The organism is Burkholderia sp. Tr-20355, assembly GCF_017104685.1.
In the GTDB taxonomy this organism is placed as follows: Bacteria; Pseudomonadota; Gammaproteobacteria; order Burkholderiales; family Burkholderiaceae; genus Burkholderia; species Burkholderia seminalis.
The window spans coordinates 1-16,049 of record NZ_JAAGPK010000166.1 but is presented as its reverse complement, the minus strand read 5'-3'; the positions used below and the strand labels follow the sequence as shown (position 1 = coordinate 16,049).

15 protein-coding genes are annotated in these 16,049 nt (G+C 67.5%); 5 read left to right on the top strand and 10 right to left on the bottom strand.

Annotated elements, in window-relative coordinates; translation table 11 throughout:
- Window positions 1-187 precede the first annotated feature (187 nt).
- Window positions 188-457: a hypothetical protein gene (locus G3N62_RS28895; RefSeq protein ID WP_034187650.1), complete on the top strand. Its 270-nt coding sequence runs from the start codon at window positions 188-190 to the stop codon at window positions 455-457.
- A 154-nt stretch (window positions 458-611) separates the two neighbouring features.
- Complete coding sequence (locus G3N62_RS28890) at window positions 612-1,604, top strand: DedA family protein/thiosulfate sulfurtransferase GlpE (protein WP_034187649.1); 993 nt, start codon at window positions 612-614, stop codon at window positions 1,602-1,604.
- A 53-nt stretch (window positions 1,605-1,657) separates the two neighbouring features.
- Here G3N62_RS28890 and G3N62_RS28885 read toward each other — a convergent pair whose 3' ends face one another.
- The 7 genes from G3N62_RS28885 to G3N62_RS28855 all read right to left on the bottom strand — a co-directional run bounded on the left by G3N62_RS28885 (window position 1,658) and on the right by G3N62_RS28855 (window position 9,543).
- Window positions 1,658-3,130 carry an OprD family outer membrane porin gene (locus tag G3N62_RS28885; protein WP_049029118.1) on the bottom strand — a complete coding sequence of 491 codons (1,473 nt, stop codon included), beginning with the start codon at window positions 3,128-3,130 and terminating at the stop codon, window positions 1,658-1,660.
- Between the two features lie 165 nt (window positions 3,131-3,295).
- Window positions 3,296-4,315, bottom strand: a complete 1,020-nt coding sequence (locus G3N62_RS28880) for an oligopeptide/dipeptide ABC transporter ATP-binding protein (protein WP_034187648.1) — start codon at window positions 4,313-4,315, stop codon at window positions 3,296-3,298.
- Window positions 4,312-5,304, bottom strand: a complete 993-nt coding sequence (locus G3N62_RS28875; RefSeq protein WP_034187647.1) for an ABC transporter ATP-binding protein — start codon at window positions 5,302-5,304, stop codon at window positions 4,312-4,314. Before G3N62_RS28875 ends, G3N62_RS28880 begins: the two co-directional genes overlap by 4 nt.
- A 1-nt stretch (window position 5,305) precedes the next feature.
- On the bottom strand, window positions 5,306-6,208 hold the full coding sequence (locus tag G3N62_RS28870) for an ABC transporter permease subunit (protein ID WP_034187646.1): 903 nt from the start codon (window positions 6,206-6,208) through the stop codon (window positions 5,306-5,308).
- A 13-nt stretch (window positions 6,209-6,221) separates the two neighbouring features.
- Window positions 6,222-7,160: an ABC transporter permease subunit gene (locus tag G3N62_RS28865; protein ID WP_034187645.1), complete on the bottom strand. Its 939-nt coding sequence runs from the start codon at window positions 7,158-7,160 to the stop codon at window positions 6,222-6,224.
- A gap of 11 nt (window positions 7,161-7,171) precedes the next feature.
- The gene (locus tag G3N62_RS28860; protein WP_034187644.1) at window positions 7,172-8,785 is read right to left on the bottom strand and encodes a peptide ABC transporter substrate-binding protein; all 1,614 of its coding nucleotides are present in this window, start codon (window positions 8,783-8,785) and stop codon (window positions 7,172-7,174) included.
- Between the two features lie 179 nt (window positions 8,786-8,964).
- A complete protein-coding gene (locus tag G3N62_RS28855; RefSeq protein ID WP_034187643.1) occupies window positions 8,965-9,543 on the bottom strand; it encodes a cupin domain-containing protein in 579 nt (192 codons plus the stop codon).
- A 496-nt stretch (window positions 9,544-10,039) separates the two neighbouring features.
- On the opposite strand from G3N62_RS28855, the gene G3N62_RS28850 reads away from it, so the two are divergent.
- Window positions 10,040-11,560 carry a peptide MFS transporter gene (locus tag G3N62_RS28850; RefSeq protein ID WP_034187642.1) on the top strand — a complete coding sequence of 507 codons (1,521 nt, stop codon included), beginning with the start codon at window positions 10,040-10,042 and terminating at the stop codon, window positions 11,558-11,560.
- Window positions 11,561-11,680: 120 nt separating this feature from the next.
- Complete coding sequence (locus G3N62_RS28845) at window positions 11,681-11,887, top strand: hypothetical protein (RefSeq protein ID WP_124670741.1); 207 nt, start codon at window positions 11,681-11,683, stop codon at window positions 11,885-11,887.
- Window positions 11,888-11,915: 28 nt separating this feature from the next.
- Here G3N62_RS28845 and G3N62_RS28840 read toward each other — a convergent pair whose 3' ends face one another.
- From G3N62_RS28840 to G3N62_RS28830, 3 genes are all read right to left on the bottom strand, one after another.
- Complete coding sequence (locus tag G3N62_RS28840) at window positions 11,916-13,040, bottom strand: OpgC domain-containing protein (RefSeq protein WP_059559149.1); 1,125 nt, start codon at window positions 13,038-13,040, stop codon at window positions 11,916-11,918.
- 407 nt (window positions 13,041-13,447) lie between these two features.
- On the bottom strand, window positions 13,448-14,347 hold the full coding sequence (gene rarD / locus G3N62_RS28835; RefSeq protein WP_124670742.1) for an EamA family transporter RarD: 900 nt from the start codon (window positions 14,345-14,347) through the stop codon (window positions 13,448-13,450).
- Window positions 14,348-14,363: 16 nt separating this feature from the next.
- Window positions 14,364-14,660: an acylphosphatase gene (locus tag G3N62_RS28830; protein WP_034187849.1), complete on the bottom strand. Its 297-nt coding sequence runs from the start codon at window positions 14,658-14,660 to the stop codon at window positions 14,364-14,366.
- A 154-nt stretch (window positions 14,661-14,814) separates the two neighbouring features.
- On the opposite strand from G3N62_RS28830, the gene hpnA reads away from it, so the two are divergent.
- On the top strand, window positions 14,815-15,822 hold the full coding sequence (gene hpnA, locus G3N62_RS28825) for a hopanoid-associated sugar epimerase (protein WP_034187638.1): 1,008 nt from the start codon (window positions 14,815-14,817) through the stop codon (window positions 15,820-15,822).
- The last annotated feature ends 227 nt before the right edge of the window (window positions 15,823-16,049 follow it).

The following is a 16,049-nucleotide window of genomic DNA, read 5'->3' as shown; positions in this document are numbered from 1 at the left end:
GGCCGATCCGGCTGAAACGCCCGCCCCGCATGGCTCAAACATCAGAAGGATGGGTGGTGTAGCCCTCATTTCACCGCACGAAAATGCTCCGTCTTGCGGCCCGTTCGCGTTAAACTGCGTCAAGCTGTAGTCAACAAAGACATCTTTGCCGTCACGGCATCCACGACACGATACGAGGATAGGTTCGATGCGCACTACCGGCTCATCCGGGGCAATGACCCTGCTCACCGAACACGATCCGGCCGACGGCCGCGAACTGCGCTCGCTCCGGCTGGAAGCAACGGGCGACGGCAAAAGCGTGCTGCTGATCGAGATCGACGAACGCAAGCCCGGCATCCACCGCGAGGTCCGCTACGAGATCACGCCGGCCGAACTGATCGCGGCGATCCGCTCGCACGGCGCCGAGCTGCCCGGCGAAAACCATGGCGCCGCCTCGCTCGCGCGCACCCTCTCCTGATTCCGGTCGGTGAGCCGCGCGCAGCGCGCCGGCTCACCGACATCCCCCTGCCGTCGTCAGGCGCTTTCCGTCATTCCCGCCGTTGTCTTGAAAAAGGCCGATAATCGGCCCATCTGCGTTTCCTGCCCACGCCTTCCCTTTTCGGCCAGCCGTCATGCTCCGTGACCTCGTCGCCCAGTACGGGCCGCTTCTCGTGTTCGCCAACGTGCTCGCGGCGGCCATCGGCCTGCCGGTGCCCGCGATGCCGACGCTCGTGCTGTTCGGTGCGATGGCCGGGATGCACCCGGACATGATCGGCTCGCAGCTCGTGACGGTGGTGGCGGTGTCGGTGCTCGGTGCGCTGATCGGCGACACCGTGTGGTACGTCGCGGGGCGCCGTTACGGCGGCACGACGCTGAAGACGATCTGCCGGCTGTCGCTGTCGCGCGATACCTGCGTGAGAAAGACCGAACGCTTCTTCGGCCGTTACGGCGTGCGCGTGCTCGCGGTCGCCCGCTTCATTCCCGGGCTGTCGCTCGTGTCGGTGCCGATGGCCGGTGCGCTCGGCACGCGCTATCGCACGTTCGCCGGTTACGACGCGCTCGGCGCCGCACTGTGGACGATCGCCGGGCTGGCGGCCGGCATCGTGTTCTACCGGCAGATCGACTGGCTGTTCGCCGGCGCGAGCCGTCTCGGCCGCGCGGTGCTGCTGGTCATCGTCGCGCTGCTGGCAATCTATGCGGCCGTGCGCTGGATGCGCCGCCGCGCGCTGATCCGCCAGCTCGCCCATGCGCGGATCGGCGTCGACGAACTCGACACCCTGCTGCGCGACGACACCGCGCCGGTGGTGCTCGACGTGCGCTCGCCCGAGCACCGCAAGCTCGACCCGTTCTCGATTCCCGGCGCCCAGTTCGCCGACGAGCGGCAGATCGCCGACATCGTCGCGCGCTATCCGTTCTCGCAGAAGTTCGTCGTGTACTGCTCGTGCCCGAACGAAGTGACGGCCGCGCTGATGGCGAAGCGCCTGCTCGACGCGGGCTTCACCGATGCGCTTGCGCTGCGCGGCGGCCTCGACGCATGGCGCGACACGGGCCGCCAGCTCACGTCGCTCGCGGAAGAGATGCCCGCGGCGAACGATCCGGTCGCGGGGCTGCACAAGCCGGCCTGAGCATACTGCCCGCAGGCCGGCCGCGCGATGCGGGGGCGCGATGCCCCCGTCGATCAGAACGCGTGCAGCGGCAGGTTCACGACCAGGCGGTACTCCCTGTTCGTCGCGTCCGAGTAGTGTGCCGAACCGTTGTGCCACATCGCGATGAACGTGACCTTCGTGTTCTTCAGCTTGCCGCTCTGGAACGTGTACGACGGGATGAAGCCGAACTCGTGGTGACGGCCCTGCACCGGCGCGCCGTTGCTCCAGTAGATGCTCGACTTGCTCGGGTCGTTGGCCGCGCCCGCGCTGCCGTCCGCACCCCAGCCCGTCACGCCCCAGACCATCGCCTTGAAGCCCGGCAGGCCCGCTTCCTTGCCGTAGAACGTGTAACGCAGCTGCAGCGACTTTTCGTGCGGCGCGTTGTAGTCGACGTCCATCGAGTTGGTCAGGAAGATGCCGTTCGTTTCGTTCAGGTAGTCGAAGAACTGGTCGCCGAGCACCTGCTGGAAGCCGAGCAGCAGCTCGTGCGGGCCGTGCTGCGCCGCCACCGACAGGCTGTATGCGTTGTTGTCGATCTTGCCCTGCAGCGCATCGCCCGTGTCGTGCGTCGAATAGACGTTGCCGAAGCCGGTCCACTTGATCGTCTGCGGGCTGCCGATGCTGTGCTTCACCGACGCGTAGTACTGGTGCCACACGTCGTCGGCCTGGTTCGCATACAGCGCGACTTCGCCGTTCGGCGAGTAGTCCCACGTGCCGCCGACATACGACAGGCGATTGATGCGCGTGCCACCGTACTGCGTCGTCAGGTTCGTAAGCGTCGTGTGGCCGCGCGCGTTGGTCTTCGTGAAGCTGCCGGCCTCGAGCATCACGTTCTTGAATTCATTGCTGACGATCGTCGCACCAAGGAACGTCGGCGGCAGCGCACGGTTGTCGTGCTGCTCCATGAACGGGTTGTCGACGGCCTGCAGACCGTACTTGACCACCGTGTTCGAGATCCGCGCCTTGATGTCGTAGATGCCGGGGTACGCCCATGCCAGCTGGTTCCCGCCGCCGCCGCCCTTCGCGATGTGCACCATGCTGCCGGCGCCCTGGCCGCCGTCGAGCTTCAGCGCCGCATACAGCGATGCGTCGAAGCCGATGCCGATCAGGCCCGTCGTGTAGCCCGACTCGAAGTTCGCCATCGCGCCTTGGACCCACGCGTGGCGATGCGGCCCGCCCTTGCTGTCGAGCACGTCCGAATAGTTGCGGAACAGGAAGTCGAGATGGCTGTCGGCAATGAAGCCATTCGACTTCGACTGCGCCGACGGCTCGTCCGGCGGCGTGACGGCCTGGTTCGCTTCGGCGTTGATGATGGCGTTCGGGGTCGATGCCTGCGCAACGGTCGCGGCCGTACCGGCGGCCGGTGCGGCCTGCGCGACCGTCAGCGGCGCGGGCGCCGCGTCGTCGGCGTGCGCAACGCCCGTCAGCGAGACGCCTGCGAGTGCCGGCAGTCCCCATGCAAGCAGCATCTTCGATGCCGTCCCGATCGTCTTCTGTTTTTTCATCGTCATTCTCGTCTTGTGTTGATATCCGTCCACGCCGGTCGCGATCCGCTCCCGGCCCCCCGGCACGCCCGGTTAAGGACGCGCCTGTACCCGCGACGCGAAGATCATTCGCGCCGCCACTGCCCCTGTTGACCTGCCTGGTTTTATTTGCCGAGTTACTTCACTTCACGCCACGCCCGCGCGGATGCACGCGACACGCGCCGCCGACCCCTGCCGAACTTCCGGCAGCGGCACGTCCCGCGCGCATGCGTCGATCGCGACCGGGCAGCGCGTGCGGAACGCGCAGCCGGACGGCGGGTTGAGCGGCGAGGGCATCTCGCCCGCCAGCAGCATCGGACGGCGAGCACGCTCGCGCGCCGGCTCCGGCGTCGGCGCCGCATCGAGCAGCGCCTTCGTGTACGGGTGCTGCGGCACGCCGTACACGTCATGCCGCGTGCCGAACTCCATCACGCGGCCGAGATACATCACGAGCACACGCTGACTGATCGCCTTCACCACGGCGAGATCGTGTGCAACGAACAGATAGGACAACGACAGTTCGCGTTGCAGGTCGCGCAGCAGGTTCACGATCTGCGCCTGGATCGACACGTCGAGCGCCGACACGGGCTCGTCGCAGATCACGAGCTTCGGCGCGCCGATCAGCGCGCGCGCGATGCCGACGCGCTGGCATTGCCCGCCGGAGAATTCATGCGGATAACGCAGCAGGTGATGCGCGTTCAGGCCGACGCGTTCGAGCATCGTGACCACGCGGCGGCGCACCTCGGCACGGCCGAGGCCGGCCTGGTGCGTGACGAGCGGCTCGGCGACAACCTGTTCGATCGTCATGCGCGGATCGAGCGACGCGAGCGGATCCTGGAAGATCATCTGCACTTCGCGCCGCATCGTGGAGCCGCGCAGGTGATCGGGCGTGACGGCTTCGCCGCGCCACTTCACCGTACCGGCCGTCATCGGCACGAGGCCGATCAGCGCACGCGCAAGCGTCGACTTCCCGCAGCCCGATTCGCCGACGAGCCCGACCGTCTCGCCGCGCTTCACGTCGAACGACACGCCGTCGACCGCCCGCAGCGTGCCCTTCGGTGACCACGGATAGCCGCCGAGCGGCACGCGGAAATGCACCTTCAGATTGTCGACGGACAGCAGCGTGTCGTCCGTCGCGCCGGCATCGCGGCGTTCATTGACGCTCATCGCAGACCTCCCGTCAGATCGGCCACCGGGCGGTGGCATGCGCGCACCGCGCCCGCGGCGCCATAGGTTTCGAGCGCGGGGCGCGCCGCGCCGCAGCGCTCTTCCGCATACGTGCAGCGCTTCGCGAACGCGCAGCCGGCCGGCGCGGTGCCGGGCATCGGCGGATTGCCGGGAATCGCGACGAGCGGCGCATCGTCCGCGTCGGTCAGGCGCGGCAGCGCATTGAGCAGGCCGATCGTGTACGGATGCGACGGCGCCGCGAAGATCGATTCGGCCGGCGCGTATTCGACGGTGCGGCCCGAGTACATGACCATCACGTCGTCGGCGAGGCCGGCGACCACGCCCATGTCGTGCGTGATCAGCACGATCGCGGTGCCGCGCTCGCGGTTCAGCTCGCGCAGCAGGTCGATGATCTGTGCCTGCACGGTCACGTCGAGCGCGGTGGTCGGCTCGTCGGCGATCAGGATTTCCGGCTCGGACAGCAGCGCCATCGCGATCATCACGCGCTGCCGCATGCCGCCCGAGAACTCGTGCGGATACATGCGGATGCGTCGCGCCGCGTCGGGAATGCGCACCGATTCGAGCGCCTCGATCGCGCGCTTCGTGGCTTCCTTGCGCGACAGCTTGCGGTGCAGCTGCAGCGTCTCGGTCATCTGCCGCTCGATCGTCAGGAACGGATTGAGCGACGTCATCGGATCCTGGAAGATCATCGCGATCCGGTCGCCGCGCACCGCGTTCAGCGCGCGCGTGTCCATGTCGAGCAGGTTGTCGCCGCGGTAGCGCGCGACGCCGGTCGTCGTGCCGTTGCCGGCCAGCAGGCCGAGCAGCGCCATCACGGTCTGGCTCTTGCCCGAGCCCGATTCGCCGACGATGCCGAGCGTCTTGCCGGCTTCGAGCGAGAACGACACGCCGCTGACGGCGTCGATCGGCGGGGCATCCTTGCGCGTGAAGCGCACGCCGAGATTGTCTACTTCGAGCAATGCGGCCATCTCAACGATCCTTCGGGTCAAGCGCATCCCGCAGGCCATCGCCGACGAAATTCACGCAATAAAGCGTCACGCACAGCATGACGGCCGGGGCGAGCAGCAGCCACGGCATCGATTCCAGTTTCTGCGCGCCGTCCTGGATCAGCACGCCCCAGCTCGTCATCGGTTCCTGCACGCCGAGGCCGAGGAACGACAGCACCGATTCGGTCAGCACGATGCCCGGCACCGAGACCGTCGCGTACACGACGACCACGCCGAGCAGGTTCGGCACGACGTGGCGCCGCACGATCGTGGCCGGCGTCACGCCGATCGCGCGCGCCGCATCGACGAACTCGCGGTTGCGCAGCGACAGCGTCTGGCCGCGCACGACGCGCGCCATGTCGATCCACGAGAACGCGCTGATGGTCAGCACGACCAGCATGAACGAGCGGCCGAACAGGGTCATCATCAGGATCGCGATCAGCAGGTACGGAATCGCGTACATCATGTCGACGACGCGCATCATGACGGAGTCGACGCGGCCGCCCGCGAAGCCCGCGGTCGCGCCCCACGCGACGCCGAACAGGCCCGACACGAGCGTGCCGAGCACGCCGACCTCGATCGACACGCGGCCGCCGATCAGCGTGCGCACCAGCAGGTCGCGGCCGAGCTCGTCGGTGCCGAACCAGTGCTGGTTCGCCCAGGTCGGCGGCAGGCTGATCGCGCCCCAGTCGCTCGCGGCGGGATCAGCCGCGAGCAGCCACGGGCCGACGAAGCAGGCGAGCGTGATCAGCGCGAGCAGCACGAGGCTGAACACGGCTGCGCGGTTGTGAAGGAAACGCGCCATCGCGAGCGCGAGCGGCGAGCGCGAACGCGGCGGCGAATCGGTCTGCACGGGCAGACCGACGACGGGAGTAGTCGGAGTCATCGCGGTGCCTCGCTCAATAACGGATGCGCGGATCGAGCCACGCATACGCGAGGTCGACCAGCAGGTTGAACAGCACCGCGCAGACGGTGGTCAGGACGACGAGGCCGAGCACCAGCGTGTAGTCGCGGTTGATGGCGCCGTTCACGACGAGCTGACCGAGGCCCGGCAGCGCGAACACCGATTCCGTGACGACGGCCGCCGTGATCGACGAGATGCAGACCGTGCCGAACAGCGACACGACCGGCATCAGCGCGGGCTTGAGCGCATGGCGCAGCACGATCGTCGAGCCCGGCAGGCCCTTGGCACGCGCGGTACGGATGTAGTTGCTCGACAGCGTCTCGATCATCGAGCCGCGCATCACGCGCGCGAGCAGCGACATGTTGATGAAGGTCAGCAGCACGATCGGCAGCAGCCGGTACTGCCAGCCGCCGTCGCCCCAGCCGCCGGCCGGCAGCCAGCCGTTGCCGGCCGACGTCTTCAGCAGGATCGCGAAGATCCACACGAGCACGGGGCCGAGCACGAACGGCGGCACGACGTTGCCGACGTTGCCGATCAGCATCACGATGCGGTCGATGAAGCTGTCGCGGCGCACCGCCGCGACGGTGCCGAGCAGCACGCCCAGCCCGATCGAGATCGGGATCGACACGCCGCCCACGCCGAGGCTCACGGGCAGCGCCTTCCTCACGAGGTCGTTCACCGACCAGTCGACGTAGCGGAACGACGGACCGAGATCGCCGTGCAGCAGCGAATCGAGGTACATCAGGTACTGCTTCCACAGCGGCTGGTCGAGGTGATACTTCGCGTTCAGGTTCGCGAGCGTCGCGGCGGACAACTGCTTTTCCGTATCGAACGGACCGCCGGGCGTGAAGTGCAGCAGCAGGTAGCAGACGGTGACGACCGCGAGGATCGTCGGCACCGCCCACAACGTGCGCCTCAATGCGTAGGCCAGCATGATCGCTCCGCTCAGTGCTTGATCAGGTACATGTCCTGCGAAGCACGCATGTCGATCACGTTCTTCAGCGAATAGCCGCCCACGTAGGGCTTCACGAGACGATCGGCCGAGTACTGGAACAGCGGCACCATCGGCGTGTCGTTCAGCGCGAGGTCGTGCGCCTGCGTGAGCAGCGCGGCGCGCGCCTTGTCGTCGAGCTTCTGGTTGCCTTCGTCGACGAGCGCGTCGGCCTGCTTGTTGCAGTAGCCGACGGTGTTCTGCGCGCTGCCGCAGCGCAGCAGGTCGAAGAACGTCATCGCGTCGTTGTAGTCGGCGAACCAGCCGTCACGCGCGATCTGCACCTTGCCGTCGTGACGCTCCTTCATCAGCACCTTGAACTCGACGTTCTCGAGCTTCGTGTTGATGCCGAGCTTGGTGCGCCATTCGGACGCGGCGAACAGCGCGACCTTCTTGTGCAGGTCGTTGGTGTTGTACGTCAGCGTGAACGACAGCGGCTTCGCGTCCGAATAGCCGGCCTGCTTCAGCAGGTTCTTCGCGGTCTCGACGCGCTTGGCCATCGGCCACGACGCCCAGTCCGGCGTGAACGGCTGCACGCCCTTCGTGCCGTTCGGCATCAGGCCGTACATCGGCTTCTCGCCGGCCTGCGTGAGCCTCTGCGTCAGCACGTCGCGATCGAGCACCATCGACAGCGCCTGGCGCACGCGCTTGTCCTTCAGCACCGGATCGCTGTTGTTCAGGTAATAGTAGTAGGTCGCGAGCTGGAGGCCCTGGCGCAGTTCGCCGCCGAACTGCTTGCTGACCTGCTGGAAGATCCCCGACGGGATCGAGTAGCTGTAGTCGATCTGGCCGGCCTGGTACATGCGCATCGCCGTCTCGTCGCTCTCGATCGGCAGGTACGTGACCTTGTTGATCACGACCTTCGGCGCGTTCCAGTACTTCGCGTCCTTCGAGATCACGATGCGGTTGTTCGGCTGCCAGTCGACGAGCTGGTATGCGCCGTTGCTGACGATGTTGCCCGGGCGCGTCCATGCGTCGCCGAGCTTCGTCACCGTGTCCTTGTTCACCGGCGCGAGCGGCACCATCGCGGTCAGTTCGGGGAAGAACGCGACGGGCACGTCGGTCGTCACTTCCAGCGTGTACGGATCGACGGCGCGCACGCCGAGTGTCGACGGCGCGGCCTTGCCCGCGATGATGTCCTTCGAGTTCTTCACGAACTCGACGAGGATCGTGTACTTCGAGCCCGTCTTCGGATCGACGAGGCGCTGCCACGAGTAGACGAAATCGGCGGCCGTCACCGGCTGGCCGTTGCTCCACTTCGCGTCATGGCGAAGCTTGAAGATCCACGTCGTCGGCGTCTTGCGTTCCCACGACAGCGCGACACCCGGCACGACCTGGCCGGCTGCATCGATGCGGGCCAGCCCTTCGAACAGGTCGAGGCCGATCGTGTTGCCGGTCCACGACTCGATGTGCGCGGGATCGAGCGACTCGACTTCGGCGGGCACCTGCCGCGTCAGGTCCTGTTGAGGAGCGAGCGCGACGTTCGACGGGACGGTAACGGCGTGGGCAACAGGCGTCGTCAGGGCGAGCGCGGCCAGCACGGCCGACATGGCATGCAAGGATTTCATCGTGGCAGTCTTGAGAAGGTTGGTTCGGTGCGCGTCGCGCGGCGGATGCCGCGGATTACGCGTGAGACGCTGACGGGCGCAGCGATTGAGGAGGCCCGTGATTCTCGTGTAGCATTTTAGTATTCCTTACGTTTCTTTCGACAGGCATTCCGTCTTGGAAACGAAGGAATACCTGTGCGTTAGAACAGCCTCGGTGTACCGACCCAGACCACCACCGACTCGATTTTCGCGGTGTTGACCCAGCTATGCGGCACCGTCGACTGATAGTGCGAGCTGTCGCCGGCCTGCAGGACGAACGTCTTGCCTTCCAGCGTCAACGACACTTCCCCTTCAATCACATACAGGAACTCCTCTCCTGCATGTGTCGTCACCTCCGACCGCTTCTGCCCCGGCGGCATCCTCACGAGGATCGCCTCCAGCTGGCGCCCTTCGGACACGTTCGTCAGCCGCGCGAACAGGTTCGCCGAATCGGCAAACCCGAAGAAGCGCAACTGATCGCCTCGGCAGACCGAGCGTTCCTCGCTCGGCGTATCCACGAAGTACTGCACCGTCACACCGAGCGCGTGGGCAATACCGGCCAGCGACGTCAGTGACGGCGACGCGAGCCCGCGCTCGACTTGAGACAGAAACGGCTTCGAAATCCCCGCGGCGGAAGCGGTGTCGTCGAGCGTGCGCTTCAGACGTTGGCGCAACGCGCGAATCTTGCTGCCCAGTGCGACAGCGTCTGCCGATCGCGAGTTTTCAGTGGGGGGAACCATAGCAGGCCGAAAAGTGGTCGTCAAAAAATGTTTGATGGAAAGTAACTAAGTTAATTGGAGATAGCTTAATCTTCGGGTTCGTACACGCCTTCGGCGTTGAGCCCGGTGCACTAAACAGGGCCCGAAGCGAACGAAACGACGCGCTATCTTGCCAGACTCGCGGGCTTCACAGGCAAGCTGCAAGCGGCTCTCCGGGAATTTGCGGAGAACGGACGTCAAGCTTACAAATACATGATGAGACGAATGTTCCTGAAAGCTGCTGCCATATCGGGAGTTTCCCTAAGTGGCACGGACCCGACGCACCGGACCGGCAAACGTTACCATTCGCGCGCCGGTCGGGGCCGCGCACCGCCTTGTCGGGCGGAGTCCGACCCCGGCCCGGGCTAACCGCCCGACTGCTCCATCGCCGACGCAAGCCTACCCGGCCTCAGTGCTCCGGCGCCAGTTCGACCCCAAGACGACGCGTGATCCGTGCCGTCCGTTTCAACCGAGATTGATGATGCATTCACCTGTTTCACAAACCCGATCGTTCACGACGGTCTTCCTCATCGAAATGTGGGAGCGCTTCGGCTACTACGGCATGGCCGCGCTCCTGGTCCTCTTCATGGTCGACCGGCTCGGTTTCACCGACAGCCATGCGAACCTGACCTGGGGTGCGTTCACCGCACTCGTCTATGCCGCGCCGTCGATCGGCGGCTGGATCGGCGACAAGGTGCTCGGCGCCCGCCGCACGATGATCGTCGGCGCGTCCGTGCTGTGTGCCGGCTACCTGATGCTTTCGGTGCCGAACGACCAGCTGACGTACATGTACGCGTCGCTCGGCGTGATCGTCGTCGGCAACGGCCTGTTCAAGGCCAACGCGGCGAACCTCGTGCGCCGCATCTACGAAGGCGACGACGCGCGCATCGACAGCGCGTTCACGATCTACTACATGGCGGTCAACATCGGCTCGACGGTGTCGATGCTCGCGACGCCGTGGATCAAGGATCACTGGGGCTGGCACACCGCGTTCGCGGTCTGCTGCGGCGGCATGCTGCTCGCGATCCTCAACTTCATGCTGATGCACCGCACGCTCGCGCACGTCGGCTCGCAGCCGGACGACGAACCGATCCGCTGGAAGCGCCTCGGCGCGGTCGCGGCCGGCGGCGTCGCGCTCGCGCTGGTCACGCTGTACGTGCTGCAGCACAAGCAGCTCGCCGTGGCCAGCGTATGGACGGCCGCGTTCGCGATCCTCGCGATCTTCGCGTACATGATCGCGAAGTCGGAGCGCTCGGAGCGCGCGGGCCTGATCGCGGCGCTCGTGCTGATCGGCCAGGTGATCCTGTTCTTCATCTTCTACGTGCAGATGTCGACGTCGCTGACGCTGTTCGCGCTGCGCAACGTCGATCCGCGCTTCATCGTGTTCGGCACGACGCTGTTCACGTGGAGCGCCGCGCAGTTCCAGGCGCTGAACCCGATCTGGATCATGCTGCTGAGCCCGCTGCTCGTGTGGGTCTACAATGCCGTCGCGAAGGGCGGCCGCGACCTGCCGGTCGCCGCGAAGTACGCGCTCGGCTTCGGCGCGGTGGCCGCGGGCTACCTGGTGTTCACGATCAGCGGCCGCTATGCCGTGGACGGCCGCGTGTCGTCGTGGTTCATGGTGTGGGGTTACGGCCTGTACTCGCTCGGCGAACTGCTGGTGAGCGGCCTCGGCCTCGCGATGATCGCCCGCTACGTGCCGGCGCGCATGAGCGGCTTCATGATGGGTGCGTATTTCGTCGCGACGGGCGTGTCGCAGTATCTGGGCAGCGTCGTCGCGAACTTCGCGCAGATGCCGTCGCACGAACTGCCGGCCACCGAATCGCTGCCGCTCTACCTGTCGCTGTTCGAGAAGCTCGGCTGGCTCGCCGCGATCGGCATGGTGCTCGCGCTGCTGCTGCTGCCGCTGATGAACCGCCTGTCGCGCCAGCACCAGCGCTGTGCGGAAGAGCGCCGCGAGGAAGCGCTGCAGGCGCAGGGCGTCGCCCCGGCCCGGTAAGTACTATCCCTCGGCGTGCGGCCCGCACGCCATATTCTCCCGCCAGCGCGGCCAGCACGTCCTACACTGGTTGCAACGGCGCATCCGCTCCGTCGCGATGCGCACTGGCGGGAGAAGATCATGAAAAACAAGACGACTCGGCTCTTGAGGATACTGTCGGACATCCGGCACGCGCAGCGCTGCACCGCGATACGCGCCGCCCGGGCCGCAGCCGAAGCCGACGCGGTGCTCGCCGAGCGCGACGATCCGGCACCGGACGAACGCGACGACGCCGAATCCGACGACGCAACCGCCGTGCCCCGCTCCCGTATCGGCTCACCTCACTGACGCCGCGGCGGGCCGCCTTCCGCGCCGCTCACGCAGCCGCGCCGCGCCACCGCGCGATCCACGTCCCCGAACCGGCCACGGCCATCATCAGCCCGAGCGCGCACGCGTCGGCCACGAGGCCCACGCCGACATGCCGCAGGTCGGCGCCGCCCACGACCGGATGCAGCAGCGAATCGAGGACGAGCGAGATCGCCGCGCCCGCCACGAAGCAGATCAGGCCGCGCTGGCCGACCGCCACGACAGGTCGCACGCCCTGCGCGATCCGCGCGATCCAGCCGAAGCGCACGCAATCGGCCATCAGCCATGCGACGGCCGCGAAGCTCACGACGCGCGGCAGCGCCAGGTCGCGCTTGAACACGCCTTCCGGCAACGGCAAGCCCGAGAACAGCTTGTAGCTCGCGCAACCGAGCACGACCGCGCACGCGAGCCCGGTCGCCGCCGCGCCCCAGCGCCCCAGCGCGATGCGCCGGTAGAACGGCTGGCAGCGCGCCAGCACGCCGGCGACGAACATCAGCTGCCACGCGAACGGGTTGAAGCTCCAGCGGAAGCCGTCGGTATCCAGCAGCTCGGGGCCGAGCCAGCCCGCCGCGCCCCACGACACGACGCTGAACGCAACGAGCAGCCACGGATGGCGACGCGCGAACGGCACGATCACCGGCGACGCGAGCGCGAACAGCACGTACATCGGCAGCACCGACGCCAGATATGGCTGGCGCTGGAACGTCAGCAACTCGGCAGCGCCCGTGAGCGGCGACGCGAGCATCACGCTGACATCGTCGAGCGCGAGGTTCGGCGCATCGATTCCGTAATGGTCGAGCACGGCCGACACGACCAGCATCAGCGTCGACGTCGCGAGAAACGCGCGGTAGATCTGCATCGCACGCCGCACGAACCGCTGCTGCGCGGCGCGCGCGCCGTGCCGCTCGGCGATCGCCCCGTACGCGCTCGCGGTCGCGAAACCGCCGAGAAACACGAACACCTCGGCTGCATCGCACAGCGCGAACGCATGCAGCGTCACGCGCGACAGCACGCTCGCGCCGATGTGATCGACGACGATCATCAACAGCACGAGCCCGCGGAAGAAGTCGATTTCGATCAGGCGGCCGCCGCGCGGCGGCAGGACCGTGACGGACGGCGACGGGCTCAACGACATGAGCGCACCGGCACGACGGCGGTGCGACGGGCACCGGGGAAGGGATCGGGAAGAAGCTGGCGAGCGCGGTCAGCGGCGATACGCGTATGCCCGCATCGCACCAACCCGGCTGGCCCGGCACGGAGATGACCGTTCATCGAAAAGCTGCATACGAAGGGTAGTCGGTCAGGTCAGTCTAATGGCCGTTCGGGGAAGACCCTAAGTAACAAAGTGCAACCGAATCTTCTGTTCGATTACACGCGCGAGCCTGACGGAGCGCGGCGGTCGGCGTCGCCAGATTCACGTCAGCGCGACGCCAGCTTGCGGTCAGCATCGCTGCGTCCGGGCGCTGGATCGCCGCCGTTCGAGCGCGGCACGACGCGCGGTGCGATGCACGTTCCGCGCGGCCGCGCCATCGCGACCGGCGCTCATCCGCGTGCGGGCAGGCGCCGCATCAGCATCGCGCTGTGCCATGCGGTGAGCGCGACGGCGGCCCAGATCGGCCCGTAGGTGGCGAGCTTCGCGACGCTCAGCGTCTCGCCGAGCAGCAGCAGCGACACCGCGACGAGCAGCACGGGTTCGACGTAGCCGAGGATCCCGAACAGCGCCATCGGCAGCATCCGGCTCGCCTTCAGGTAGCTGGCGAGCGCGAGCGTGCTGAGCACGCCGAGCCCCGGCAGCAGCGCGGCCCACAGCGCCGGATGGCCGTCGACCCGCGTCGCGCTCGTCGCGACCATCACGAACGCGATCGGGCACAGCAGCACGATCTCGACCGCGAACGCGGCCAGCGAATCGGCGTTGATCCGCCGGCGCAGCACGAAATACGGCGGATAACCGAGCGCGACGACGAGCGTCGGCCACGCGAACGCGCGTGTCGCCCACACTTCGTGCGCGACGCCGAGCGCGGCGCACGCGACCGCCGCCCATTGCAGCGGGTCGAGCCGCTCGTGATAGTAGAAGCGGCCGACGATCACCATCGTCAGCGGCAGCAGGAAATAGCCGAGCGACACCTCGAGCATGCGGCCGTGCAGCGGCGCCCACAGGAACAGCCACAGCTGCACGCCGAGCAGCGCCGCGCTCGCCGGCAGCGCGAGCAGCAGGCGCCAGTCGCGCGCGGTGCGGTGCACGAGACCGACGAGCGCCGGCCAGCGGCCGCGCAGCGCGATCAGCGCGAGCGCGCCCGGCGCGGTCCACAGGACGCGCCACGCGAAGATGTCGAGCCCCGTGAGCGGCGCGAGCAGTTTTGCGTAAACCGACATCAGCGCGAACAGCGTCGACGCCGTCACCGACAACATGAGGCCGCGACCGGCTTCCGGATACCCCGTCATGGTCGTTCCGCGCCGCTTACTGCTGCTGGAAACGCTCGAAGCGCCGCTCGGTCCGGCGCTCCTCGAACGTCACTTCGGTGACGCGCGCGGCCGGCGGCCCATGACGCAGCCACGCGAGCATCCGGTCGATCTGCGCGCCGGGGCCCTGGATCATCGCCTCGACGCTGCCGTCCTCGAGATTCGCGACCCAGCCGCGCAGTTTCAGCGCATGCGCCTCGCGCACCGTCGCATGACGGAAGCCGACGCCCTGCACGACGCCGCGCACCCGCACGTAGTAGGTTTCGATCCGTTCGTCCAGTTCATTGCGGCTCATCGCGTCGCCCTCCCGTTGCATTCAAGCCCGGCATTGTAGTCGCGCCGGCCGCTTCGCACACGCGCCGGCCAGGCGTCGCCGCGTGCGCCGACCACGTACAATCTCGCCGATGCTCAACCGCCGCGCCGCCCGCGCGCGGCCCTGAAGGAAACGCATGACTGATACCTCCCGCGATCTCGTTCTCGTCACCGGCGCGTCCGGCTTCGTCGGCTCGGCCGTCGCGCGCATCGCGCAGCAGAAAGGCTATGCGGTGCGCGTGCTCGTGCGCCCGACCAGCCCGCGCACGAACGTCGCGGATCTCGATGCCGAGATCGTCACCGGCGACATGCGCGACGAGGCGTCGATGCGCGCCGCGCTGCGCGGCGTGCGCTACCTGCTGCACGTCGCGGCCGACTACCGGCTGTGGGCGCCCGATCCCGACGAAATCGAACGCGCGAACCTCGAGGGGGCGGTCGCGACGATGCGCGCGGCCCGCGCGGAGGGCGTCGAGCGGATCGTCTACACGAGCAGCGTCGCGACGCTGAAGGTGACGAGCGCCGGCGATCCGTCCGACGAGAACCGGCCGCTCACGGCCGAGCAGGCGATCGGCGTGTACAAGCGCAGCAAGGTGCGCGCGGAGCGCGCGGTCGAGCGGATGATCGCCGACGAAGGGCTGCCGGCCGTGATCGTCAACCCGTCGACACCGATCGGCCCGCGCGACGTGAAGCCGACGCCGACCGGCCGCATCATCGTCGAGGCCGCGCTCGGCAAGATTCCCGCGTTCGTCGATACGGGGCTGAACCTGGTGCACGTCGACGACGTCGCGCACGGCCACTTCCTCGCGCTCGAGCGCGGCCGGATCGGCGAGCGCTACATCCTCGGCGGCGAGAACCTGCCGCTGCAGCAGATGCTCGCCGACATCGCGCAGATGACGGGCCGCAAGGCGCCGACGATCGCGCTGCCGCGCTGGCCGCTGTACCCGCTCGCGGTCGGCGCCGAAGCGGTCGCGAAGTTCACGAAGAAGGAGCCGTTCGTCACCGTGGACGGGCTGCGGATGTCGAAGAACAAGATGTATTTCACGTCCGCGAAGGCCGAGCGCGAGCTCGGCTACCGTGCGCGTCCGTACCGCGAAGGGCTGCGCGACGCGCTCGACTGGTTCGGCTCGGCGGGCTACCTGAAGTAACACAAAGCGGCGCGCGGCGCGCCGCCTTGCGCACTTTGTTACACGACCCGCGCGGACCGACATCCGCGCAGCGGTTAAAATCGCGGGTCTTACGCAGAGAAGACACGCATGAACCTGAACGATCAGATCGCTTCGCTCGCCACGGGCGTCGATCAGCTCCTCCACGATCACCACGCCGCGCAGCAGGCGGCCCGCAGCGCGGAAGCCTTCGCGCGCGCCGCCGCGGA